The organism is Pseudonocardia sp. Cha107L01, assembly GCF_052566575.1.
Genome location: NZ_CP199579.1, coordinates 9468130 through 9491596 on the forward strand (window position 1 = coordinate 9468130; position 23467 = coordinate 9491596).

22 protein-coding genes are annotated in these 23467 nt (G+C 70.4%); 8 read left to right on the forward strand and 14 right to left on the reverse strand.

Annotation, left to right across the window (positions count from 1 at the left end):
- Positions 1-283: 283 nt before the first annotated feature.
- From ACTXG6_RS44545 to ACTXG6_RS44555, 3 genes are all read right to left on the reverse strand, one after another.
- Positions 284-1237, reverse strand: coding sequence for a tetratricopeptide repeat protein (locus tag ACTXG6_RS44545; RefSeq protein ID WP_445190285.1), 954 nt, complete (start codon positions 1235-1237; stop codon positions 284-286).
- 93 nt (positions 1238-1330) lie between these two features.
- The gene (locus ACTXG6_RS44550; RefSeq protein ID WP_445185322.1) at positions 1331-2305 is read right to left on the reverse strand and encodes a DUF4190 domain-containing protein; all 975 of its coding nucleotides are present in this window, start codon (positions 2303-2305) and stop codon (positions 1331-1333) included.
- Between the two features lie 123 nt (positions 2306-2428).
- Positions 2429-3265, reverse strand: a complete 837-nt coding sequence (locus ACTXG6_RS44555) for an SCO6745 family protein (RefSeq protein ID WP_445190286.1) — start codon at positions 3263-3265, stop codon at positions 2429-2431.
- A 562-nt stretch (positions 3266-3827) separates the two neighbouring features.
- Between ACTXG6_RS44555 and ACTXG6_RS44560 the strand changes: the two genes are divergently transcribed.
- Positions 3828-4121: a hypothetical protein gene (locus ACTXG6_RS44560; RefSeq protein WP_445185323.1), complete on the forward strand. Its 294-nt coding sequence runs from the start codon at positions 3828-3830 to the stop codon at positions 4119-4121.
- Positions 4122-4200: 79 nt separating this feature from the next.
- Here the strand turns inward: ACTXG6_RS44560 and ACTXG6_RS44565 are convergent, their stop codons facing one another.
- The gene (locus ACTXG6_RS44565; protein ID WP_445185324.1) at positions 4201-4503 is read right to left on the reverse strand and encodes a thiamine-binding protein; all 303 of its coding nucleotides are present in this window, start codon (positions 4501-4503) and stop codon (positions 4201-4203) included.
- Positions 4504-4618: 115 nt separating this feature from the next.
- On the opposite strand from ACTXG6_RS44565, the gene ACTXG6_RS44570 reads away from it, so the two are divergent.
- Positions 4619-5122 carry a MarR family winged helix-turn-helix transcriptional regulator gene (locus ACTXG6_RS44570; protein ID WP_445185325.1) on the forward strand — a complete coding sequence of 168 codons (504 nt, stop codon included), beginning with the start codon at positions 4619-4621 and terminating at the stop codon, positions 5120-5122.
- Between the two features lie 76 nt (positions 5123-5198).
- Here ACTXG6_RS44570 and ACTXG6_RS44575 read toward each other — a convergent pair whose 3' ends face one another.
- Positions 5199-5465 (reverse strand): hypothetical protein, encoded by a 267-nt coding sequence (locus ACTXG6_RS44575; RefSeq protein WP_445185326.1) that lies wholly within the window; start codon positions 5463-5465, stop codon positions 5199-5201.
- A 601-nt stretch (positions 5466-6066) separates the two neighbouring features.
- Between ACTXG6_RS44575 and ACTXG6_RS44580 the strand changes: the two genes are divergently transcribed.
- Positions 6067-7254, forward strand: coding sequence for a hypothetical protein (locus tag ACTXG6_RS44580; protein ID WP_445185327.1), 1188 nt, complete (start codon positions 6067-6069; stop codon positions 7252-7254).
- Between the two features lie 153 nt (positions 7255-7407).
- Here ACTXG6_RS44580 and ACTXG6_RS44585 read toward each other — a convergent pair whose 3' ends face one another.
- Genes ACTXG6_RS44585 through ACTXG6_RS44595 form a run of 3 tightly spaced genes read right to left on the reverse strand, consistent with a single transcriptional unit; the run spans position 7408 to position 10785 of the window.
- Positions 7408-8553 (reverse strand): IS701 family transposase, encoded by a 1146-nt coding sequence (locus tag ACTXG6_RS44585; RefSeq protein WP_445185328.1) that lies wholly within the window; start codon positions 8551-8553, stop codon positions 7408-7410.
- Positions 8554-8597: 44 nt separating this feature from the next.
- Positions 8598-9569 carry a methylmalonyl Co-A mutase-associated GTPase MeaB gene (meaB, locus tag ACTXG6_RS44590; RefSeq protein ID WP_445185329.1) on the reverse strand — a complete coding sequence of 324 codons (972 nt, stop codon included), beginning with the start codon at positions 9567-9569 and terminating at the stop codon, positions 8598-8600.
- Positions 9570-9594: 25 nt separating this feature from the next.
- Positions 9595-10785: an acetyl-CoA C-acetyltransferase gene (locus ACTXG6_RS44595; protein ID WP_445185330.1), complete on the reverse strand. Its 1191-nt coding sequence runs from the start codon at positions 10783-10785 to the stop codon at positions 9595-9597.
- Between the two features lie 118 nt (positions 10786-10903).
- On the opposite strand from ACTXG6_RS44595, the gene mce reads away from it, so the two are divergent.
- The 3 genes from mce (at position 10904) to ACTXG6_RS44610 (ending at position 14373) form a co-directional block, all read left to right on the forward strand.
- Positions 10904-11350: a methylmalonyl-CoA epimerase gene (mce, locus tag ACTXG6_RS44600; protein ID WP_445185331.1), complete on the forward strand. Its 447-nt coding sequence runs from the start codon at positions 10904-10906 to the stop codon at positions 11348-11350.
- 169 nt (positions 11351-11519) lie between these two features.
- Positions 11520-12851 carry a crotonyl-CoA carboxylase/reductase gene (gene ccrA, locus ACTXG6_RS44605; RefSeq protein ID WP_445185332.1) on the forward strand — a complete coding sequence of 444 codons (1332 nt, stop codon included), beginning with the start codon at positions 11520-11522 and terminating at the stop codon, positions 12849-12851.
- Positions 12852-13038: 187 nt separating this feature from the next.
- Positions 13039-14373, forward strand: a complete 1335-nt coding sequence (locus ACTXG6_RS44610; RefSeq protein ID WP_445185333.1) for a hypothetical protein — start codon at positions 13039-13041, stop codon at positions 14371-14373.
- A 259-nt stretch (positions 14374-14632) separates the two neighbouring features.
- Here the strand turns inward: ACTXG6_RS44610 and ACTXG6_RS44615 are convergent, their stop codons facing one another.
- The 4 genes from ACTXG6_RS44615 to nucS form a co-directional block, all read right to left on the reverse strand.
- The gene (locus ACTXG6_RS44615) at positions 14633-15004 is read right to left on the reverse strand and encodes a hypothetical protein (RefSeq protein ID WP_445185334.1); all 372 of its coding nucleotides are present in this window, start codon (positions 15002-15004) and stop codon (positions 14633-14635) included.
- A 217-nt stretch (positions 15005-15221) separates the two neighbouring features.
- Positions 15222-17006 (reverse strand): 3-hydroxyacyl-CoA dehydrogenase family protein, encoded by a 1785-nt coding sequence (locus tag ACTXG6_RS44620; RefSeq protein WP_445185335.1) that lies wholly within the window; start codon positions 17004-17006, stop codon positions 15222-15224.
- 164 nt (positions 17007-17170) lie between these two features.
- Positions 17171-18742, reverse strand: coding sequence for an aldehyde dehydrogenase family protein (locus ACTXG6_RS44625; protein ID WP_445185336.1), 1572 nt, complete (start codon positions 18740-18742; stop codon positions 17171-17173).
- Positions 18743-18862: 120 nt separating this feature from the next.
- Positions 18863-19522 carry an endonuclease NucS gene (gene nucS, locus ACTXG6_RS44630; protein ID WP_445185337.1) on the reverse strand — a complete coding sequence of 220 codons (660 nt, stop codon included), beginning with the start codon at positions 19520-19522 and terminating at the stop codon, positions 18863-18865.
- 76 nt (positions 19523-19598) lie between these two features.
- On the opposite strand from nucS, the gene ACTXG6_RS44635 reads away from it, so the two are divergent.
- Together ACTXG6_RS44635 and ACTXG6_RS44640 are read left to right on the forward strand one after the other, a co-directional pair.
- Positions 19599-20132, forward strand: a complete 534-nt coding sequence (locus ACTXG6_RS44635) for an NUDIX domain-containing protein (protein WP_445185338.1) — start codon at positions 19599-19601, stop codon at positions 20130-20132.
- A gap of 58 nt (positions 20133-20190) precedes the next feature.
- Positions 20191-21345 carry an acyl-CoA dehydrogenase family protein gene (locus ACTXG6_RS44640; RefSeq protein ID WP_445190287.1) on the forward strand — a complete coding sequence of 385 codons (1155 nt, stop codon included), beginning with the start codon at positions 20191-20193 and terminating at the stop codon, positions 21343-21345.
- Between the two features lie 55 nt (positions 21346-21400).
- Here the strand turns inward: ACTXG6_RS44640 and ACTXG6_RS44645 are convergent, their stop codons facing one another.
- Complete coding sequence (locus tag ACTXG6_RS44645; RefSeq protein ID WP_445185339.1) at positions 21401-22672, reverse strand: cytochrome P450 family protein; 1272 nt, start codon at positions 22670-22672, stop codon at positions 21401-21403.
- On the reverse strand, positions 22669-23445 hold the full coding sequence (locus ACTXG6_RS44650; protein ID WP_445185340.1) for a TetR/AcrR family transcriptional regulator: 777 nt from the start codon (positions 23443-23445) through the stop codon (positions 22669-22671). The genes ACTXG6_RS44645 and ACTXG6_RS44650 overlap by 4 nt, the downstream gene beginning before the upstream one ends.
- Between the last annotated feature and the right edge of the window lie 22 nt (positions 23446-23467).

A 23467-nucleotide genomic window follows, 5' to 3' on the forward strand; every position in this document is an offset into this window, starting at 1 on the left:
CACGCTCACCAAGCGCACGCTCGTGAGCCGCTGCCTGCGGTTACGTCCCGAGACCGACGACCTCATCGTCCTGGCAGGTGCTCCCGAACGACTACTCACCGCCGGGGTGAAGCTCTCCCTGCCGCGGCCACACCGCACTCGCCGGCAAACCACCCGCCAGCCGCATCCTCAACCTCTCGGGACAGAACACCTAGTCGGCCCCGGGGCGTAGCCGGCCCCGGGCGTAGTCGGCAGGGCTCGGCCCGGCGGCCTGCAGGTCAGCGCCGCCAGCCGCAACCCGGGCTCAGAACAGTACGCGGGCCAGCGCGCGGCGGGCGGCGATCACCCGGCCGTCGTCCGGGGGGAACAGCTCGAACAGGCCGATGAGGTGCTCGCGGACCCGGTCCCGGTCCTCGCCGCCGCTCCGTCCCACGGTGGCCACCAGGCGGGCGAAGGCGGCCTCGGCGCGATCGGTGGCCAACTCGGCGTCGGCGGCCGCGAGCTGAGCATCCACGTCGTCCGGGTCCGCGTCCGCGCGGGCGATCGCGGCGGGGTCGGCGTTCTCCGCGCGGGCCAGGAAGCGCACCTGGGCGATCGCGGCGGTGGCCTGTTCGTTGGCCGGTTCGGCGTCGAGAATGCGCTGGTACGCGGCTTCGGCTGCGGTGTAGTCGCCTTGGTCGAGCGCGTCCTCCGCTTCGACGAACCGGGGGTCCTCCGGAGGCTCGACGTCCTCTTCGGCGACACCGTCGGCGCCGGCGGACTCGGCGGCCCGGATACCGGGCAGCTTGTCACGGAACTGGGTGATCAGGGCTTCGATCCACTGCCGAACCTGCGGCTCGGGCTGTGCGCCGCTGAAGGCCTCGACCGGCTGCCCGCCGGCCAGGGCGATGACGGTCGGGATGGACTGCACCCCGAACGCCTGCGCGATCCGGGGGTTGGCGTCGATGTCGATCTTGGCCAGGATCCAGGTGCCGCCGCCCTGCTCCGCGAGGCGCTCGAGCACCGGGGAGAGCTGCTTGCACGGCTGGCACCAGGTTGCCCACAGGTCGACGACCACCGGCACCTGCAGGGACCGCTCCAGCACATCGGTCTGGAAGCTCTGCTCGTCGACGTCGATGACCCACCGTCCGCCCGGGGCACCGTCCACCGGCGGCGCGGAGCCGGTCGCCGGCGGGCCGGCCGGAGCGCGGCCACCACTGGATGTACGGGCGGAATCGGCGCGGGCGCGCAGCGCGGAGAGATCGACCGCGCCGGCCATCGCGGAGGACAGCGCAGCAGTCTGTCGCGGGTTGGGTCGAGACACACGTCCATCCTGGCACGCACCGCGCCGCCGCGCCGCAGCACATGGCTCCTAGCGCAGGCCGTGGGCCACGAACGCGATCCCCAACCCGGCCACGATGACGACCATCACCCCGACACCGATCCAGCCGAGCACGATGCCGGCGGTGGCGAGCCCGGCCCCGGACTCACCGCGCTCGGCGATCTGCTTCCGAGCCTGGTAGCCGAAGATGAGCGCGAGCACGCTGCCGATCCAGTAGATCCACAGGATGCCGAGCGCCAGCGACGCGACCGCCATGCCGTTCGTCGGGCGGGGCGGCGGCCAGCCGGGCTGTTGGTAACCCTGCGGGGAGGCCCCGGGTGGGTACCCGGGCTGCTGGTAGCCGGCGGGCGGGTACGGCGCGGGCCCGGGCGGCGGATAGCCACCGGTCGGATAGCCACCGGGGTGCGTGTAGGCGTCGGGCGGGTAGTCACCTGGTGGATAACCGGGCCACGCACCGCCGGTACCGGGCGAGCCACCCGGCGGGTACCCCTGCCACTTCGCACCGGGCACGCTTCCCCGGTCCGAGAACCCGCCCGGCGGATACCCCTGCCATTCACTGCCGGCGGCGGCACCGGCAGCGGACAGCTGCTCAGTCCTGGGCGCACCCTCAGTCCTGGGCGCACCCTCAGCGCCGGCGGCCGCACACTCGTCTCCCGGCACCTGGTCGCTGCCGGACCCGCCCTCCTCCGACGGAGCCTCGGTACCGGCCGATTCCGCGCCGGCCGATTCCGCGCCGGCCGACGGAGCCTCAGTGCCGGCCGACGGACCCTCGGCGCCCGCCGATTCCGCGCCGGCCGACGGAGCCTCGGTACCCGCCGATTCCGCGCCGGCCGGCTGCCCGACGGCTGGCGTCGGCGAGGTCACCGCCTCAGTGGGACCCGGAAACCCGCCCTGCGCGGGCGCGGGGCCGGCCTCGGGCGTCCGCTCGGGCGTCCGGGCGTCGTCAGTCCCGGGCTCGCGCGATGTGCCGGATCCGCGGTCGGCGGGCTGGTCTGGCTCGGTCATGCGACACTCCGGAGGGCTGGTTCGAACGGTACTCACGACGGGTCGACCCGGCAGCCGGGCACGCTACAGCCGGGCAGACGATGATCTCCAGCATTAATCGCCGAAGCTACCGGTACCGGCCGGTCACACCAGCGGTTTGAGCCCCATCGGGTTGCCGGCGAAGAATCCGCCGCTGTCGACGATCTCCTGGACGAGCGGGCCGGCCAGCTCCGCCAGCCGATCACAGCGCTGATCCCCGAGGGCTGACCAGGCTGCCGACGTGCCCAGATCGGTGCGGTCCTCGACCCAGGTGCGCAGGGCCGCGCCAGCCGCGGTCAGCGCGCCGGACTCGTCGAGAAGTCCACGCGCCGCCAGCCGCTCGGCGGCGGCGGTCCAATCCTCGGGCGACCAGCCACGCGCTTTTCGCAGGTTCTCCGCGTCGACGCGGCCGTCTGCTGCGAAGGCCACCAACGCCTCACACGGATCGAGTCCGGCGCTGACCAGAGCCGCGACGTGCCCGTCTCCCCTCGACTCCCGCAGCAGTGTCTGCGCGTGCCACAGCACCAGGTGTGGGTCGGTGGGCCAGTCCAGCGCGGCGTTCGCCGCCGCCAACGGCCGGCCGGCGACCGGTGCGGCCAGCGCGGCATCCCGAGCGAGCTCGGCGGCCTCGGCGAGCTCGGGAGACCGCACGGTGGCGCCGAGCAAGCGGCGCAACGCCGCGTCCACGCTGCTGGTGCGAGCCGCCAGGAAGGCATCCGGTCCCGCCGCCTGCCAGGTCGCCGGAACCGCGCGGCCCACCATGGCAGGGTGGAAGTTGTAGAACGTGGCGGCGACCACCTCGGCGGCCACGGCGCCGAGCGGTGCCGCGCGCAGGCCGAAGTAGCTCATCCAGCCGCCCTTGCAGCCGAGCTCGGTGGTGCGCTCCCGCGACTCCGGCGCGAAGTACGTCACCGTGTGGTAGGGCTCCAGCGCCCGCCACATCCGACGGCCGCGGGCGATGTGCTCAGAATCGGGCCGGCTCACGGTATTCCCCCTACTCGGCTATGGCGCGCCGCGGCCCTCCCCCGGCGTCGCCGCTGCGCGACTGGCGTCCAACATCGCTGCCACCAGGGTTGCGGTTCCACTGGCGACCTCGAGCATCGTGCTGACCTTAATGCCGCACCTGGGCGTCGTCCCGGTCCGTTCGAGGACGGCGACGGCGGCACTCCGTCAGCCTCGACCATGCTCACCGATCCACCCTGCTCCGCCTCCGCAAAGCGGACCCGCCCACGCCCGCCCCCGTCGTGGTGGTTCGATTTGGTCACGACAGCACCTCCAGCCTCACGAGGGAGAGTCGAAATACGCGCAAGGCAGTCCTGTGCAGTCGTTGCTCCCCGATCGTGTCATTCGTCACGCACCGCACATCGTCGATGTCACCGACTTGGCGGAGCACCAACCGCATTGGGCACTCGTTAAACCAACCCGGGTGCACTTGCACTCACCCGGACACCGATCAGCGGCCGCGCCGCCGGCCGAACTATTCGATCGCCTGAGAGGACCCCGAATGACCTCGGACAACCCGGTCGCCGACCGGCTGCTGACCGACGCCCGCAAGAAGACCGCGCGCCTGGACAGCGCCGCGCTCGCCAAGGGCGCCCTGATCGTCGGGATCGTGGCAGTACTGGCCAGCCCGATCTCGATTGCCGGCTGGATCCTCGGCGCCATCGCCGTCGGTCTCGGCGTACCGGGCGTGCAGCGCCCGGCGTCCGCCAAGCAGGCGAAGATCGCCATTGCGCTCGGCGTCGTCGCCATCCTGATCGGCGTGTTCTTCTTCACCTGGAACATCGCCCAGCGCTGACCAACGATGGCTGCCCGGCCCAGGCCGGGCAGCCATCACCGGTCACCCACTGAGCCGCTGACCGCTTGCTCCGCTCCGGTCAGCCGTCGGAGAGTTGCCGGTTGACGCGATCCACCTTCGCGTGGAGCTGGTCGACGTGTCCCGGCCGGATGTCCGCCTTGAGTACGAGGCTCACCCTCGGCGCTCTGGCCTGAACGGCCTCCACGGCGCGCTTCACGACTGCCATCCCCTCATCCCAGTCCGCCGCCTCGATCGTGGTGAACATCGAGGTTGTCTCGTTGGGTAGCCCGGACTGCCGGACGACCCGCACCGCCTCAGCGACGGCGTCGCCGACACTGTCCGAACTCCCACCCGAGGGCGCCACGCTAAAGGCAATAAGCATGTGGCCAGCCTGCCGCATGCCGGCCCGCGACGCCGACCGTCCACGCCGCCACAGGTTGGACATTCGCTACCGCGGTCGGCCCGATTGGCGGTAGACGCTGCTAGCGTCGGTGCCCATGACGTCGCGTGATCCTCTTCCCTTCGACCCCATCGCACGCGCGGCGTCGTTGTGGGAGACCCGAATCGGGCCAGCCGGCACCATGGCCGCGGTAACCAGCGTGATGCGCGTTCAGCAGATCCTCCTTTCCGCGACCGATGCCGCTCTCCGCCCTCACGGACTCACCTTCGCCCGCTACGAGGCGCTGGTTCTGCTCAGTTTTGCCCGTCGCGGCAGCCTGCCGATGCGAGTCATGGGTGAGCGCCTTCAGCTGCACCCGACCAGCGTGACCAACATCGTCGACCGCCTCGAGGGCGACGGACTGGTGAAGCGGACGCCACACCCGAGTGATCGACGCGCCACCCTCGTCGCCATCACCGAGGCGGGCGAGTCCCGCCGGGCCGACGCGACGAAGTCCCTCACCGATCTCGATTTCGGACTCGTCGGGCTGACCGACCGCCAGGCCGATCAGCTCACCGAGCTTCTCGAACGGGTCCGGCGTGCCGCCGGCGACTTCACCTGACCCTCCTCCTGGGGACCGTCTGGTGGATCATCCAAGCCGGCCGCTCGGCGCCCACCGCACAGGTCCACCAGAACACCTAGCGGACTTCCAACTGCACCAGCTGCGTGCCGCGTGACTCCAGTTCCGCCTCGAACACACCGGCTTGGTCCGCCACGAAGTCGAGCGACGCGGTACCCCCGGCCGGCACATCCACCTTTCGGTCGTAGCCGTGCAGATGGACCTCGTCGGCGACATCACTCGTGACCACGAGCGTGACCGGACTGCCGAGGCGCACCGGCACCCGGCTCACGCCGCCCTGGACCGCACCCTTCGCGTAGTGCACCTCGACCTGCTGAGCAGGCACCGAAGTGCCTGCCGGCCCGGAACTGGCCGCTGGCCCCGAAGTAGCTGCCGGTGCCGCCGAGGTAGCCGGGGCAGCCGGATGCGCACACCCCGCAACCGTCGCTATCACGGCCACCCCCAGGGCTATCTCAGATAGCCCGCCCCGCATTTTCGGCCGTTGCCGCACGGTCACCACGCATTGCTCCTCATGTCGTCCCCGGTCAGGGGCTACCAGCATCAATCGTCAACATCTTCACGGACCGGGGGGACGTCCTCGCACGAGCCACGCCGGGCGGCCGAGCGCCAGCCCGGCCAGGAGCGCATCGTGGGCCGACCCCGCCGGCCGACCCTGGCGTGCCTGCGTCGGCCATCGCTCGGTGCTGATTCCCTCGACCGGGGCCGCCGAGCCGGGCCGCGGCCGCCGCGCCCCCACCTCCGACCGGCGCCGTACCCCACGGCCGCTCCGGCTCCGATCCCGGCCGCGCACCACGGATGGTCCGTCGGACTCCCCATGTACGCCCCCTTCCATCGCCCGCCCGCACCTCGACGACCTCATGATGCCGTTAACGACCTATTGCGTCAACCAAGTTGACATCTTTCCCGTTCGCGCCCACACTTCCCCCATGAGTCAGACCGATTGGCCGTTGCGCGCGGCGCGAGTGGCACGCGGTTGGTCGCAGTCCCGGGCGGCCGAGGAGCTCGCCTCAGTTGCCTCGGCGCGCGGGCTCGCGGTCGCGGCGCCACTCAGCCTCAAGACACAGCTCTCCCGCTGGGAGAACCAGCACGCCCAGCCCGAGGAGCATTACCGCGCCCTACTCTGTGAGCTTTACGAGTCGACGGAGTCGGAGCTCGGGCTGAGCGAACCCAGTGGGCCGCCTGGCACCGTCACGGTGGGCGCGGATGCGCTCCGCGCGCATCTCGCGGCCGCGGCGGCGGTGGACGAAACCGCGATCGAGCTGATCCGCGACCAGCTACGCACGACTCGCGCGTTGGACGATCGCCTCGGCACCGCCGCCGTCGCCGGCTCTGCCTACGCCCAGCTGAGCTATCTCGAGGGCGCGCTCTGGCATACAACTCGCCCAGCGCACCGCCGCCGACTGGGTCGGCTCGTGGTCGACGCGGCGACCCTCGCCGGTCGGCTCGCGCTCGACGGAGCCAGAGCAACGGAGGCGTGGCGGCACTACGAGACCGCGAAGGTCGGTGCACGCGAGGCCGAGTCCCCGACCCTGCTCGGCTACTCGATGGTCGAGCAGGCCACCGTCCTTGCCGACATCGGAGAGCGGGCTACCGCGCTGGAGCTTGTCGAACAGGGGGTCACGATGGTGGCCCCCGACACGCCGGGCCCGCAACGCGCCTGGTTCGAGGCGGCTCGAGGCGAGGCTCTGGCCACCGCCGGCGTGGCCAGGCCCGCCCACGAGTCCTACCGAAGCGCGGAGCAGCAGCTCAACGACCACCCCGTCGACAGCGACACCAGCTTCGCCGAAATACCGTTTCTGGAGTTCGACCTCGCCGCGCTACACCGGTACCGGGGGCACGGCCGCCGGTTACTCCGTGAGGACCGGTCGGCGATCGAAGATCTACAGCGGGCCCTACACGACGGCGGCGGCTCACTGAGAGAGATCGCCGGTGTTCATGTGGACCTGGTCCACGCCCACGGCGCAATCGGTCAACGCGCCGACGCGGCCCGGCATGCACGTTCCGCCCGGGAGATCGCCACCAGGATCGGCTCAGCGCGGCTCACCGCCCAGCTCGATGCGCAGCAGCCGACGGCGGATCTCGAGCCGGCTAATACTGCAACGGCAGTTAGGTGAGTGCGTAGCCTCGTTTTCGGTAGTGGCTGACGCGGGCTTGGTATTGGCGTTGTCGCCGCCAGTGGGACCAGTGCCAGATGTGGTCGACGGCGTGTGCGTGTTGGAGCGCGAGGGGGACGAGCAGGCGGCGGATTTCCGGTAGCGTGAAGCTGATCATGTGTTGTTCGCTGGGGTTGGTTCCCCCTTTGTGAGCTGGCTTTTCACCGCGACCAGCCAAGCCAGGGCGAGCATGGACAAGGTGATGTGGGCATACCAGGCCCGCCAGCTGCGCACTTGGTAGTGATCAAGTCCGGCCTCGTTCTTGGCCTGTTGGAAGCATTCTTCGATCCGCCAGCGTGACCCGGCGGTCCAGGCCAGATCGAGCAAGGTTGATCGGCGGGGCCCGAAACAGACGTAGTAGGCGATCTCACCGGGCACCTGGCCGGGCTCAGTGATCTTGCGGCGGGCCAGCAGCCAGTGCCCGCGCCCGGGCGCCCAACTGATGCGGATCGGGACCCGTGCCCAGTCATACTCGCGGGGCCCGTGCGCGCCGGCGCCGACCGACAGTCGCCGCCACGCCCGCGCCGGCAGGGCGGCGATCAACTCGTCCGCGCGGCGCTGCCCAGCGTCGCTGGTGATCAGGGTGTCGTTGCACTTGGTGGCCAGCACATAGGGCGCATCATGCTGTTCTAGCCACACCCGCAGGTACTTGACCTGGCCATAGGCTTCGTCGGCGGTGACCCATGAGAACGCCACGCCGGCGTCGATGGCACGCCCCAGCATCGCCATCGCTTGGCGGGGTTTGGTGGCGAACTCCACCTCGTCGGGTATGCCCGCGCCCTGGCAGCGTGCCCGATCGGCGGTCCACGACTCAGGCACATACAACTCGCGGTCGATCAACGCATGCCCTCGGGGCGAGGCGTAGGCCAAGAAGGTGCCGATCTGACAGTTCTCTACCCGCCCCGCGGTCCCGGAGTACTGCCGCTGGACCCCGGCCGAGCGGGTGCCCTTCTTGAGGAACCCGGTGTCGTCCAGGATCAACACCCCACCCGGATCTCCGAGGCGCTCGACCACGTACTCACGCACATCATCACGGACCCCGTCGATGTCCCAGTCGGCCCATCGCAGCAGCCGCTGCATCCCATCCGGAGACGCCTCACCAGCGCGTTCGGCCAGCGTCCACCCGTTCTTTCGCTCCAAACCGGCAACGAGCCCGGCCACATATTCCCGCATCCGAGCCCTCGGCTCGGCCCGCGCGAACCGGCCCGCTACCCGCGCATGCAACCGATCCAACTCCACCGCCGCAACATCAACCACCACACCAGCAATGATCTACCACATGTCAAGCAACTGCCGTTGCAGTACTAACCCGAGCTGACGGTCTCCATGAGTTCCTCGGATGCTGTGTACGGATCCAGCTCACCCGCGACGACCCGCTTGGCAAGTTCGGGCAGGTTGACACTCCCACGCACGTCGCCGATCCGAGCGCGAACCTGTTCCAGGGTGATCGCCTCGATCTCCGCCTCGGCCCGCCGTTGGCGGCGCCGGTCGCGTTCACCGGACTTCGCCATCCAATCGCGATGCTCGTCCAGCGCATCGACCACGTCGTCGATCCCCTCCCCCTTCGACGCGATCGTCCGCACGATCGGGGCTTTCCACGTCGATCCATCCTGCTCGCGCCGCTCACCCAGCGAGAGCATGTACCGCAGGTCCCGCACGGTCTGGTCGGCGCCGTCCCGATCTGCCTTGTTCACCACGAAGACGTCCGCGACCTCCAGGATGCCGGCCTTCGCGGCCTGGATCCCGTCGCCCATGCCGGGCGCGAGCAGGACCACCGTCGTATCCGCGAGCGAGACAACCTCGATCTCGGACTGTCCGACGCCAACCGTCTCCACCAACACGACGTCACACCCGGCGGCGTCGAGCACCCGGAGCGCCTGTGGGGTTGCCCAGGAGAGTCCCCCCAGATGGCCGCGGGTGGCCATCGAGCGGATGAACACCCCGCTGTCCGTGGCGTGGTCCTGCATCCGAACCCGATCCCCGAGCAAGGCGCCGCCGGAGAACGGAGAGGACGGGTCAACCGCAAGTACGCCAACCCGCTTGCCCTGCTTGCGCAAGGCAGTGACCAGCACCGACGTCGTGGTCGACTTACCGACACCCGGCGATCCGGTGAGGCCGACCACCTGCGCCCGCCCAGTGTGCGGAGCGAGCGCGGCGGCGACCTCCCGGAGCCGAGGGCTGGCGTCCTCGACCATCGAGATCAGTCGCGCAACGGCCCTCGGATCGCCGTCCTGTGCCCGCGTGACGAGATCCGAGACGTTGTGCTGGCGAGGCATGGGCCTGCGGTGCCCGATCCGGCGATCAGTTGGCTGCCGGCACGCGGAGCACGAGAGCGTCACCCTGGCCGCCGCCACCACACAGCGCCGCGACGCCGGTGCCGCCGCCCCGCCGGCGCAGCTCCAGCGCCAGGTGCAACGCGATCCGAGCACCCGACATGCCGATCGGGTGGCCCAGCGCGATCGCCCCGCCGTTCACGTTGACCTTCTCCGGGTCGACGCCGAGCTTGCGCGTGGACACGACCCCGACCGCCGCGAAGGCCTCGTTGATCTCGATCAGGTCGAGATCAGCCGGCTCGATGCCATCCTTGCGACAGGCCGCCGCGATCGCGTTCGCCGGCTGCTCGTGGAGGCTGGCGTCCGGCCCGGCTACCACGCCGTGGGCACCGATCTCGGCCAGCCAGGTCAGCCCCAGCTCTTCAGCCTTGGCCTTGCTCATCACCACCACTGCCGCCGCGCCGTCGGAGATCTGCGACGCGGAGCCCGCGGTGATGGTGCCATCGGAGGAGAACGCGGGCCGCAGCCTGCCCAGGCTTTCCACCGTGGTGTCGCCACGCACGCCCTCGTCGGTGTCCACGATCTTGGGGTCACCCTTGCGCTGGGGGACCGTGACCGGGGCGATCTCCTCGGCGAAGACTCCGCTTGCCGCCGCCTTGGCCGCAAGCTGGTGAGAGCGGGCCGAGAACTCGTCCTGCTCCTGCCGACTGAGCTCGTAGCGCGTGTTGAACTTCTCGGTGGACGCACCCATCGCGCACTGGTCGAAAGCACAGAAGAGCCCGTCGTGGGCCATGTGGTCCAGGGCCGTCACCTCGCCGAACTTGTACCCCTCGCGGGACTTCGTCAGCAGGTGCGGCGCCTGTGTCATGGACTCCTGCCCGCCAGCCACGACGATGTCGAACTCACCCGCGCGAATCAGCTGGTCAGCGAGGGCGATCGCGTCAATGCCGGACAGGCAGACCTTGTTGATGGTCAGGGCCGGCACACTCATCGGGATACCGCCGGCCACGGCGGCCTGTCGCGCCGGGATCTGGCCCGCGCCCGCCGTCAGGACCTGCCCCATGATCACGTACTGCACCTGGTCCGGGCTGACACCGGCACGCTCCAGCGCGGCCTTGATCGCCACTCCACCGAGCTGCGCACCCGAGAAATCCTTCAACGAACCGAGCAGCCGGCCCATCGGGGTGCGAGCACCGGCAACGATCACGGACTGAGCCACAAGAAACCTCCAGCGACACCGACGGCGGTGGGTTGGCCCCAGACGATACCTGCGGGATCGCCTTGCGACCGGGTGAAGACCGGCACATTCCGGGAGTTCGATCCGTTACATTTCGGCCATGAACGAGCTGCGCGGGGTTGTGACAACCATCGATCATGTCGGCATCGCGGTTCCCGATCTGGATGCCGCAATCCAGTGGTACGCGGATGTCCTGGGCCTGGTTGCGACCCACGAGGAAGTCAACGAGGAGCAAGGTGTCCGAGAGGCGATGCTGAGCGCCCCGGGCGACAGCCAGGGTCCCGCCGTGCAGCTTCTCGCACCGCTCAACGACGAGTCGGCCATCGCGAAGTTCCTCGGCCGCAACGGTCCTGGCATCCAGCAGATGGCTTACCGGGTCACCGACATCGACGCCGCCTGCGCACATCTCAGGGACAGAGGTGTGCGACTGCTCTACGAGGCGCCGCGCCGGGGCACCGCCGACTCGAGGATCAACTTCGTGCACCCGAAGGATGCCGGCGGCGTACTGATCGAGCTGGTGGAGCCGGCGGCCTCGCCGGCCCACTGAGTCGCGCACCCCGCGATCCGCCCTTCCCTCGGTCGCGTCCGGCTGCCGACAATCAGCGATCTAAGTCACAGGGCCCTTCCTAAAGTTAACTACCCACCAGTAGCGTTAGATATCCCAAGCAGGGTGGCTGGGCGCGAGACGCCTGGCCACGAACTTCCGGAGGCCCGGCGTGCAGGAGATCCGCGACGCGATCCTGGCCGACGAGCTCGATGCCGTCGGCGGACTGACCATCCCTGATCACTACCAGGGGGTGACCGTTCGAGCCGACGAAGTCGAGATGTTCGCCGGCATGCCCACCCGGGACAAGGACCCGCGCAAGAGCCTGCACCTCGACGACGTGGCGACGCCGGAGCTCGGTCCGGGCGAGGCGATCATCGCCGTGATGGCCAGCGCGATCAACTACAACACCGTCTGGACCTCGATCTTCGAGCCGCTGTCCACGTTCAGCTTCCTCAAGCGGTACGGGCGGCTCTCGCCGCTGACCAAGAAGCACGACCTGCCGTATCACGTGGTGGGCTCGGATCTGGCCGGCGTCGTGCTGCGGACCGGTCCCGGTGTGCACCTGTGGAAGCCGGGCGACGAGGTCGTTGCGCACTGCCTGTCGGTGGAGCTGGAAAGCTCCGACGGCCACAACGACACGATGATGGATCCCGAGCAACGGATCTGGGGCTTCGAGACCAACTTCGGCGGCCTGGCCGAGCTCGCGCTGGTGAAGTCGAACCAGCTGATGCCGAAGCCCGATCATCTGACCTGGGAAGAGGCCGCCAGCCCCGGCTTGGTCAACTCGACGGCGTACCGCCAGCTGGTCTCCCGCAACGGCGCGGGAATGAAGCAGGGCGACACCGTGCTCATCTGGGGCGCTTCCGGCGGCCTTGGCTCCTACGCCACCCAGTTCGCGCTCAACGGCGGAGCGACCCCGGTGTGTGTGGTTTCCTCACCCGAGAAGGCGGAGATCTGCCGCCGCATGGGTGCCGAACTGATCATCGACCGCGCCGCCGAGGGGTACCGGTTCTGGAGTGACGATCAGCATCAGGACCCGAAGGAGCAGCGGCGCTTCGGCGGTCGGATCCGCGAGCTGACCGGCGGCGACGACCCGGACATCGTCTTCGAGCACCCCGGTCGCGAGACCTTCGGTGCCAGCGTCTTCGTCGCCCGCAAGGGCGGCACCATCGTCACCTGCGCCTCCACCAGCGGCTACGAACACGTCTTCGACAACCGCTACCTCTGGATGAACCTGAAGCGGATTATCGGCTCACACTTCGCGAACTATCGGGAGGCCTGGGAGGCCAACCGCCTGGTCGCCAAGGGCAAGATCCACCCGACGCTGTCGCGGGTCTACTCGCTCGCCGAGACCGGCCAGGCCGCGTACGACGTGCACTCCAACGCCCACCAGGGCAAGGTCGGCGTCCTCTGCCTGGCCCCACAGGAAGGCCTCGGCGTCCGTGACCCGGAACGCCGCGAGAAGCACCTCACCGAAATCAACCGATTTCGCGGTGTGTAGTCATACTTGTCACTCTCCGGAGTGACTAACCGACCACGACGGCGTGACAGACACCGAGTACGGTAGGCACATGTCAGCAGGACAAGATCATCTCCCGGCCCCTGGATCAGCGTTCGCGGTTAGCCGCCGCGGCTACGATCCGGTCCAGGTTGATGATTACCTGAGACATCTTGATGCGCAGTTGCGCATGCTCGCGGCAGACCGGGACGCGGCAGTCGAGCAGAACGGTCAGCTGACCCGACAGGTGAACGTGGCCTGGGCGGAGACCGATCGGCTCAAGGGCCAGATGCGCCGGCTGTCCGCGCCACCGGAGAGCGTCGAGGGCATGAGCGAGCGGCTGCAGTCCATGCTGCGCTTGGCCCAGGACGAGGTGTCCGAGCGGCGTAAACGTGCTGAAGCCGAGGCGACGGAGATCGTCTCCAGGGCAGAGGCCGAGGCCGGCGAACTGCCCCGCCAGAACGAGTCGATCCGGCGGCAGCTGGAGCACGAGCGCAAGCAGCTCACCTTCGAGCGCAACAAGATCCTGGCCGACGCCCGCGAGGAAGCGGATCTGATTCGGAGCAGGGCGACGGCCGACGCTGATTCGATGCGCGCAACGGCGGCAGCAGAGGTCGAGGCGCTCCGCCAGCAGGCCGACGAGGACCGGCGCGCCCTCGACATGCAGAGTTCGGCCAAGCGGACCCAGGTCGAAGAGGACTTCGACATCGCGATGTCCGCACGTCGCGCCGAGGCAATGACCACGATCCACCGCAGCCAGGTCGCCAGCCGGGACGAGGCGAACGGGCTGATCTCGAATGCCCGGGCGGAAGCCGAACGGAGGGTCGCCGAGGCGCGGCGCACGGCCGAGGCCACGGTCACCGAGGCCCGCCAGGCCGCCGACGCCACGATCGGCGCCGCCCAACAGCGTGTCGCGGAGCTCGATTCGGTTCGCGCGCACATGGTGGCCCGGCTCTCCGAACTGCGCGGTGTGCTCGACAAGGTACTGCCTCAACTGGACCCGTCGAACCAGCAGCAGCACACCGAACCGGCCGGGCCGGGCAGCGCACCGCCCGAGGGCCCGCCTGCTCACCTGCACAACGGGGCTGCCCTCGCATCGCCGGCACCCACCAGTCAGAACGGCGTTCCCGCCCTCAACGGCACTGCGTTCACCAGCAACGGCGCCGCCCCTGAGCTGCCGGCGACGGCACCGGCCGTGAGCGGCGCCGGGCAGTGGGACGGCGGGCCCAGCGGCGCCTCGCCCGGTATCCAGGAGCTCGAGGACGCCGAGCCCGGATCTCCGACCAGCGGGGACGAGCTCAGGGGCAGCGAGCCCAGCGCCGCCGCTGGCGGCAACATTCCGCGAAACGACGGCGGCGACTCACCGAACGGTGAAGCGACGAACGGGGACGCGGCGGCCGAACAGTCGTCGGCGTCGGAGTCGGCGGGGTCAGCGGTCGAGTCGGCGCCCACCCCCCGCTCGAGCCCCGAGGTCCGGCCCAGCCCCCGTCGGCGCCGGCCCACACCAGCTGGCCGCCAGCGCTAGCGGCCACCGCCAGCGGCCACACCACCGCTCGCCGGCCACAACCAGCGCCAGCGGCCACACCACCGCTCGCCGGCCACCGCCAGCGCTAACGGCCACACCACCGCTCGCCGGCCACAACCAGCGCCAGCGGCCACACCACCGCTAGCCGGCCACAACCAGCGCTCGCCGGCCACAGCCCTGCGCCAGCCGACCACAACCAGCGCTCGCGGCCACCGCCAGCGTTAGCCGGCCACCTCGGGCCGCGCCACGGACGTCCGGTTCAGCGAGCTGCTCGTCGCCCGGGGCGGCGGCGATGGCGGGCGGCCCAGCAGGTGGTGTGCCAGTGACGACGCTGGTCGGCGTCGTCGTACTCGGTCGACATTTCGGAGCCGGTCGTGCCGTTGGCCTCGGCCTCGACTCCGACTCCGGCCGGCCAGACCACCAGATGGCCGACGCCGGGGGCGATCTCATGATCACAGCCGGGGCAGCGGTAGGTCTTTCGCCCCTGCACCCCGGGGATCGTGCGCACCATCCAGTCGCCGTCGGACGATGACTCCGTCCGTGCCCAACCCAACGCGCCGGTCAGCAGCGGGCGGGGCGCCCCCGGCAGACCGACCAGGTCAGCTCGAGGTGGGCGGTTGCGGCGGGGCACGACACCAGTATCGGTCCTGACGCGTGAGCACCGCCATTGCTGACCACGTGAGTTGGACCAGGTTTCACAATCGCGGCCGCCGCTCCGGATCCGCCGATGCCGCGGTCACCCGGACCGCCGCCCCCACCCACACAGGACGGCCGCCCCCACACAGGACTGCCGTCCCCACCCACACAGGACGGCCGCCCCCACACAGGACGGCCGTCCACGCGCCGAACTACCGGGACGAGTAGTCGCGGAACCCCTGACCTGTCTTGCGGCCCAACCGACCGGCCGTGACCAGGTGCTCGAGCAGCGGCGCCGGCGCGTAACCGGCCAGCCGGAACTCCTGGTACAGGGTCTGCTCGATGGCCAGCGACACGTCCAGGCCGACCACGTCGAGCAGCTCGAACGGCCCCATCGGCAGCGCACAGCCCGTTTTCATCGCCGCGTCGATGTCGTCGGCGCTGGCATAGTGCGCCTCCAGCATCTTGACCGCGTCGTTCAGGTACGGGAACAGCAGGGCGTTGACGATGAACCCGGCCCGGTCACCACAGGACACCGCGTGCTTGTTCAGCGTCGCGCACAGCGAGCGCGCGGTGGCCGCCACATCCGGCGCGGTGGAGATGGTGCTGACCACCTCGACCAGCTTCATCACCGGAGCGGGGTTGAAGAAGTGCAGCCCGACCACGTCGCCGGGTCGCGAGGTGGCCGCCGCGCACTCGATGACCGGCAGCGACGACGTCGTGCTGGCCAGGATCGCGCCGGGCTTGCACACCTCGTCCAGGGTGCCGAACACCGCACGCTTGACGTCGAGCTCCTCGGCAACAGCCTCGACGACCAGGTCGCACTCGGCCATGTCCTCGAAGTTGACCGTGGCATGCACGCGGCCGAACGCCTCGTCACGCGCCTCCTCGGTCAGCCGACCGCGCACCACGGCCTTGTCCAGGGAGCGCTTCAGGGTGTTCAGGGCGGCCTGGTTCTTGCCGGCCGAGCGGCCGCGGAGCACCACGTCCAGCCCGGCCTTGGCCAGTACCTCCACGATGCCGGTGGCCATGGTCCCGGTGCCGACCACGCCGACCGTGGCGACCTTGCGCACCTGGTCCTCGGCCACACCGCCCGCCTTCGGGGTGTGCGCGTCGTCGACGACCTTCGACGAGTCCGGCCCGTCGTAGGTGTAGAAGCCGCGCCCGCTCTTCCGGCCGAGCAGCCCGGCGGTCATCATCTGCTTGAACACCGGGGTGGGTACGTGCGTGATGTTGCGGGACTGGTTGTACATGGTCATCAAGATCTCGTACGCGGTGTCCAGCCCGATCAGGTCGAGCAGCGCCAGCGGGCCCATCGGGTAGCCGCAGCCGAACCGCATGGCCGCATCGATGTCCTCGCGGCTGGCGTAGCGCTCCTCGAACATCTTCGCCGCGTGGTTGAGGTAGCCGAAGAGCAGGGCATTCGCGATGAACCCGGCCCGGTCGCCGATCACCACCGGGACCTTGCCCAGTTTGCGGGCGAACGCGGCCATGTCGTCGACCACGTCCTGCTCGGTGACCACCGTGCGGACCAGCTCGACCAACTGCTGCACCGGCGCCGGGTTGAAGAAGTGCATGCCGACCACCCTGCTGGGGCGACCGGTGCGCACGGACAGCTCGGTGACCGAGAGCGACGACGTGTTGGACGCCAGGACCACGTCCGGCCGCACGATCTTGTCCACCTCGGCGAAGATCGCGATCTTGAGCTCGAGCCGCTCCGGCACGGCCTCGATCACCAGGTCCACGTCGGCCAGGTCGGCCAGGTCGGAGCTGAGCTGGATCCGGCCGAGCAGCGCCTTCGCGTCCTCCTCGGTCAGCTTGCCGCGGGCCTGGGCGCGGGCGGTCGAGTTCTCCAGGTGCGCGCGGGCACGGTCCAGACCGTTCGCGTTCAGCTCCACACCGACCACACGCAGGCCGTTGCGGGCGAAGACCTCCGCTATGCCGGCACCCATAGTGCCCAGGCCGACCACACCGACGGCCTCGAACTCTCGTGCCACGCCGCTACCTCCCAGATTCTCAGGCTGCGCAAAACGCGCGCCCGGTCGCAATGCCGCGATCCTGCCATCCCCGGCCGGTCCCGGGGCAGTGATCTGCGTCCAGTTCACCGCCGGCTCGCCCTGCCGAGCTAACGGCACCCCCACCCCGGGGGGCGACGGCGCGCCTAACGACCGTGCACCGTCCGCACCAGCGAAACGAGCCGCCGCATGCTCCGGGCGCCCCGGGTGAAGGTCATCACCGAGATCGGCGGGGCGAACCGCTGCCGGGTCACCGCCTGGGCCCTGGCGAACTCACGCAGCCCGTCCTCGCCGTGGATGCGGCCGAACCCGGAGTCACCAACCCCGCCGAACGGCAGCGCGGGGACCCCGGCGAACGTGATCACGCCGTTCACCGCGACCATCCCGCAGCGCAGCCGGGCGGCGATCTCCTCACCGCGCTTGGCGGAGAACACCGAGGCTCCGAGGCCGTACGCGGTGGCGTTCGCGCGCGTGATCGCGTCTTCGGTGTCGGTCACCCGGTTCACCGTGAGCAGCGGGCCGAACGTCTCCTGGGTGATCGCGGTGGAGTCCTCCGGGACGTCGGTCAGCACCACCGGCTCGATGTACGGCGCGCGCACCGACGCGGTGCCACCGACCAGCGCGTGCGCTCCCCTGTCCAGTGCGTCCCGCAGCTGTCCGGCCACCACGTCGATCTGTGCCGGCATGGTCATCGGGCCGAAGTCAGCGGTCGCCTCGCCGCCGGCCCGGACGGCGTGCGCCCTGGCCACCACCCGGCGCAGGAACTCGTCGGCCACCGGCTCGACGACGTACACCCGCTCGACCCCGACGCAGGTCTGCCCGGCGTTGGACATGCCGCCCCAGACCGCCGCGTCGGCCGCCGCGTCCAGGTCGGCGTCGGCATCCACGATCAGCGGGTCCTTGCCGCCGCACTCGATGAGCACCGGGGTGAGGTTCTCCGAGCACGCGGCCATCACCCGCTTGCCGGTCGCGGTGGAGCCGGTGAAAGCCAGCTTGCCCACCCCGGAGCGGCACAGCGCGGCGCCGGTCTCCCCGAATCCGGTCACCACCTGCAGCACCGGCTGCTCGCTGATCACCTCGGCGAACGTCTCGGCCAGTGCGTGCCCGACGCCGGGAGTGAACTCGCTGGGCTTGAACACCACGGCGTTGCCGGCGGCCAGCGCGTAGGCGATCGACCCCATCGGGGTGAACACCGGGTAGTTCCACGGCCCGATCACCCCGACGACACCGAACGGCGGGTAGGCCAGCGTGGCGCTCTGGTTGCTCATCAGCAGGCCGGCGCCGACCTTGCGCCGGCCCAACACCCGCTGCGCGTTGCGGGCCGCCCAGGCCAGGTGGTCCACCGCGAGCACCAGCTCGAGGCGCGCGTCGTCCAGCGGCTTGCCGGTCTCGGCGGTGACCACCTCGGCGAGCTGGTCGATCCGCTTGACCAGCAGTTTCCGCCACTCGCCCAGCCGCTTGCGGCGCCCGGCGAAGCCCAGCGCGGCCCACCACTCGGCGGCCACCGCGGCACGCGCGACCGCCGCGTTCACCTCGGCGGCGTCCTGCACCGGATAGCTGCCGACCACCGTGCCGCTGCGCGGGTCGAGCGAGTCGAACTCGGTCGGCGGCACCGACGATCCAGCCGACGAGCCAGCCGACGATCCAGCCGACGAGCCAGCCGACGGGCCGGTGTCAGAGCTGCTCGGGGATTCGGCGGGTGTCCCGGTCTGCGTCATCGTCACGACCTCCTTGGCGCGCGCGGCGGTAGGTCCCGCGAGCCTACGTTGCAGTGCTGGTGGCACGCTCGGCGAGCAGGTCAGAACCACTCCGGCCCGGGCCGGGGCGGCCCGATCGGGTCAGAACAGCCGCAGGTCGTGCCGTTCCGCGCCGCGCAGCGCGTCGTAGTCCACCACCACGCACCGGATACCCCGGTCGGTCGCCAGGGTGCGGGCCTGCGGCTTGATCTGCTGGGCGGCGAACACCCCGGCGACCGGGGACAGCAGCGGGTCGCGGCCGAGCAGCTCCAGGTACCGGGTGAGCTGTTCCACGCCGTCGATGTCGCCGCGCCGCTTCACCTCGATGGCCACCGTGCCACCCTCGGGGTCACGGCAGAGCAGGTCGACCGGGCCGATCGCGGTCGGGTACTCCCGCCGGATCAGCGTCAGCCCGTCGCCGAGGGTGGTGGGGTGCTCGGCGAGCAGCTCCTGCAGGTGCGCCTCGACACCGTCCTTGACCAGGCCCGGGTCGATCCCGAGCTCGTGGGACGAGTCGTGCAGCACCTCCTCGATGGTGATCACCAGCGACTCGGCGGCCTTGTTGCGTACCGTCCACACGCCGGGCTGTTCCTCCAGCCAGCAGGGCGGGCTCATCCAGTTCAGCGGCTTGTAGGCCCGGTCGTCCGCGTGCACGCTGACCGACCCGTCCGCCTTGACGAGCAGCAGGCGGGGAGCCATGGGCAGGTGGGCGGTGAGCCGGCCGACGTAGTCGACCTGGCACCGGGCGATGACGAGACGCACGGCCGAGACGCTATCGGTCCCGCCGGCACGGCCACTCCCGAGGGGCCGCCGGACACGGCAGGCTAGCGTCGCCCGGGTGGAGCAGCTGAGCACGCGCCAGGTGTACGAGAACCCCTGGATGGTGGTGCGCGAGGACCGGATCCGCCGGCCGGACGGCACCGACGGGATCTTCGGCGTCATCGACAAGCCGGACTACGCGCTGATCGTGCCGGCCGAGGAGGACCGGCTGCACCTGGTCGAGCAGTTCCGCTACCCGCTCGGGCTGCGGCGCTGGGAGTTCCCTCAGGGCACCGCGCCGGACCGGGCGGCGGCCGACCCGCTGGAGCTGGCCCGCCGCGAGCTGCGTGAGGAGACCGGCCTGCGGGCCGCCCGGATGACCCAGATCGGCACCCTGGACGTGGCACCCGGCATGTCCTCGCAGCGCGGCCGGGTGTTCTTGGCCACCGAGCTGACCGAGGGCCAACCCGAGCGGGAACTCACCGAGCAGGACATGCGGACCGCCTGGTTCAGCCGCGCCGAGGTCGTCGGGATGATCCGGCGCGGCGAGTTCACCGACGCGCAGAGCATCGCGGCGCTCGGGCTGTTGCTACTGCACGAGCAGCGCATGTAACTTACCGGCAGGAACGCCGGTAAGTATGAGCCACCCGAACAACCCGGAGGTAGCCCGGATGGACTTCGCCGAGACCGACGAGCAACGGATGCTGCGGTCCTCCGTTGCCGCGATGGCCAGCAAGTACGGCCACGAGTACCTCTGGGCGAAGGCCAAGGCCGGCGAGAAGACCACCGAGCTGTGGGCCGAAGCCGGCAAGGCCGGGTTCCTCGGCGTGGGCGTGCCGGAGGAGTACGGCGGCGGGGGCGGGGGCATGGTCGAGCTGGCCATCGTCACCGAGGAGATCGCGGCCGCCGGCTGCCCGCTGCTGCTGATCGTGGTCTCCCCCGCGATCGCCGCCTCGGTGATCGCCACCTCGGGCACCCAGGAGCAGCGCGAGCGCTGGCTGCCCGGCATCGCGGACGGCACCACGAAGATCTCTTTCGCGATCACTGAGCCGGACGCCGGCACCAACTCGCACAACATCACCACCTCGGCGCGCCCGGACCCGGACGGCGGCTGGCGGCTGTCCGGCAGCAAGTACTACATCTCCGGGGTCGACGAGAGCGACGCGACGCTGGTGGTCGCCCGGATGCAGGACAGCAAGGGCACTCTGCGCCCGGCCATGTTCCTGGTGCCGACGGACAGCCCCGGGATGACCTACCAGCCGATCGAGATGGCGTTCATCGCCGCCGAGCGGCAGTTCACCGTGTTCTTCGACGACGTACACCTGCCCGACGAGGCACTGGTGGGCGGTGAGGAGGCCGGGCTGGCCGCGCTGTTCGCCGGGCTGAACCCGGAGCGGATCACGGTCGCCGCGCAGTCCAACGGCCTCGGTCGCTACGCACTGGACAAGGGCGCCGCCTACGCCAGGGAACGCTCGGTCTGGGGCAAGCCGATCGGCTCCCACCAGGCCGTCGCGCACCCGCTGGCCAAGGCGCACATCGAGGTGGAGCTGGCCCGCCTGGCCACCACCAGGGCGGCCTGGCTCTACGACCGCAACGACCCGGCCGCCGGCGAGGCCGCCAACGTGGCCAAGTACGCCGCCGCCGAGGCCGCGAGCCATGCGGTCGACGCCTCGGTGCAGGTGCACGGCGGCAACGGCATGTCCGCCGAGTACGGCATCGGCACCATGATCGCCGCGGTGCGCACCACCCGGATCGCCCCGGTCAGCGCCGAGATGATCCTCAACTTCGTCGCGCAGCACACCCTGGGCCTGCCGCGTTCGTACTAGGCCGTCCTAGCCCCGGCGGCGCGCCCCCCTCGGACGCGCCGCCGGGCCACCGCGGCTAGCCGCGGACCACCGGCAGCCGCGCCAGCCGGCGGCTGCCCGGGACCGGCTCCCAGGTCAGCTCGGACTCCGGCACGGCCAGCGCCAGCCCGGGAAACCGGTCGAACAGCGCGTGCAGGGCGACCTCCGCCTCCTGCCGGGCCAGCGCGGCACCCAGGCAGTAGTGCGCGCCGTGCCCGAAGCCGACGTGCCCCTCGCCACGCCCGGTCGGCTGCCGGGTGACGTCCAGCCGATCCGGTTCGGTGTACTGGCGTGGGTCGAAGTTGGCAGCCACCAGGACCGGCGACACCGAGTCACCCGCCTTGATCAGCACGCTGCCCAGCTGGATGTCCTCGGTGGCGTAGCGCAGCCCGGTGAGTAGCGCCGTGCCGCACCAGCGGACCAGCTCGTGCACCGCGGTCGGCCACAGCTCGGGGCGCTCGCGCAGCAGCGCCACCTGGTCGGGGTGGGCAAGCAGCGCGGCGACGCTGTTCCCGATCAGGTGCGCGGTGGTCTCGTGCCCGGCCATCACCAGGGTGACCACGAAGGTGACCAGCTCCTCGTCGGAGAGCTCGTCGCCGTCCTCGTCGTGCGCCCGGATCAGCGCGGAGACAAGGTCGTCGGTCGGAGCGGACCGGCGGGTCTCGATCAGTGCCTTGACGTTCGCCACCATCTCGTGCAGCGCCGGGCCCATCCGTGCGGGGTCCGTGGACACCAGGTCGCGCCCCCAGCTCCGCCAGTCCGGCCGGTCCACCTCCGGGATGCCGACCAGCTCGCAGATCACCGTGATGGGCAGCGGGTAGCAGAGCCGCCCGGTGAGGTCCACCGGCTCCGGGCCGGCGGCGATGTCGTCCAACAGGCCGGCGGTGATCGCCTCCACCCTCGGCCGCAACTCGCTCACCCGCCGCACGGTGAACGCTCTGGAGACCAGCTTGCGCAGCCGGGTGTGGTCCGCCGCATCGCTGCTCAGGATGTTCTCGGCCATGTAGCGGGCGTCCTCCTCGGACAGCCCGTAGGACTTCATCAGTTTCTCCACCGGGTTCGCCACCTGCATTCCCGGCACCGAGGCCGGGTTGTTGACGAACCTCGGGTCGCCGAGGACGGCGTGCACGTCCTCGTAGCGGGTGACCATCCAGGTCGCCGTCACGCCCATGAACGAGGCACGCAGCACCGGCGCCTGCTCCCGGAGCCGGCCGTAGCCCCGGTACGGGTCGGCGATCAACTCGGGCGCCATCATGTCCGGCAGGCCGGAAAGATCCCCGGTGGTGGTCGGGGTACTGGCTGTGGTCATCGGATTCTCTCTTCCGGGGCATCGGGTCGACGGACCCGGCGCCGCCACTCCTCATCGATCACGTCGATCAGCGACTCGTAGAGCCGGGCGACGGTCTCGGCCAGCTCCACCGTGGGTTCCGGGCGGACAGCCGGCTCCAGCGCGGCGACCAGGGCGTACTCCTGCAACTCGGCACGGGCCGCCGGGTCGGCCGGCGCGGACGGCAGCTCGAAGCCCTCGAGGAACCAGAACCCCGCGCCGACCGCCTGCAGCAGGTAGTGCTGCTCGGCGAGCGTCCGGTCGGTGCGCAGCAGCCCGGCGTCGCGCAGCAGCTGGAAGTGCGACCGGTTCAGCTCCTGGCCCCGCTCCCGCAGGGGCCCGAGCGTGTTGGTCGCCTCCTTGGCCAACCGGCCGAGCAGCTCGGTGTCACCGAAGTAGATCGGCCGGGCCACCGGGTCCGCCAACAACGCGACGAACAGCGAGCGGGTCATCCGGCCGGGCAGCACCTCGAGCGGATCGGCGCGCATCCGCTCCACGATGCCGCCGACCACACTCCGGTAGCCGCGCAGCAACACCGTCAGGAACAGCGCCTCCTTGGTCGGGAAATGCAGGTAGACGGTGCCCTTGCCGATGCCGGCCCGGTCCGCCACGTCCTCAATCGTCACTCGCCGGTAGCCCCAGCGGACCAGCAGTTCGCCGGCCGCGTCCAGCACCCGGTCCATCCGCTCGAGCGACTCCGCGGCGGCGTCCGACTCGGGCTCTGACCTGATGACTGGATTTGCATTTTCAGTCACACAGTCACGATAGACCCGCTGT